This window comes from Kocuria subflava (assembly GCF_012163155.1).
Taxonomy (GTDB): domain Bacteria; phylum Actinomycetota; class Actinomycetes; order Actinomycetales; family Micrococcaceae; genus Kocuria; species Kocuria subflava.
Genome location: NZ_JAAVUN010000193.1, coordinates 1 through 573, shown reverse-complemented (window position 1 = coordinate 573; position 573 = coordinate 1). Strand labels below are relative to the sequence as shown.

Below are 573 nucleotides of genomic sequence, written 5' to 3'. Positions count from 1 at the left end.
CCGGGCCGTTCCTCGAGGACGTCCTGGTCCGGATCGGTGCGGCCCACGACTGGTCGGAGGACCGACGCCGGGCCCAGTGGGCGTCGTCGTCATGCCTGTCCGCGGACGCCGGGCACCTGGTCCACCCCAACTACCCGGGTCACCACGACCCTGCCAACCGGCCCGTCCCCGGTGGCGGCCCTCTGCTGAAGATCAACGCCGATCAGCACTACACCACGGACGCGGAGGGTGCGGCGCAGTGGGCGCTGGCCTGCCAGTCTGCAGGCGTGCCCACACAGGAGTTCGTCTCCCACAACGCGGTGCCCTGTGGGTCCACGATCGGCCCGATCACCGCAGCGCGGCTGGGCATCCGAACGCTGGACGTCGGCGTCGGGCTGCTGTCCATGCACTCCGCCCGGGAGATGGTTCACGTCCAAGACCTGTACTCCCTGAGACGTGCGGTGGCTGCCTGGTGGGTTGCCTGACGGCTGGCCGAGGAGTCGCCCCACAACCCCCGTCAACGGGCGTCAGCGCGGGGGACGAAATCCCTTGCGATGCTACTGTTTGAGCCATGCTGACAGTCATCGGGGAAGC

General features: G+C 69.3%; 1 protein-coding gene. It reads left to right on the top strand.

All coding sequences use genetic code 11. The annotated features are described in order from the left end of the window. Positions 1-464 (top strand): zinc-binding metallopeptidase family protein (locus tag GTW58_RS13725; protein ID WP_483413994.1); only part of this gene is annotated, 464 nt, incomplete at its 5' end. Positions 465-573 lie beyond the last annotated feature (109 nt).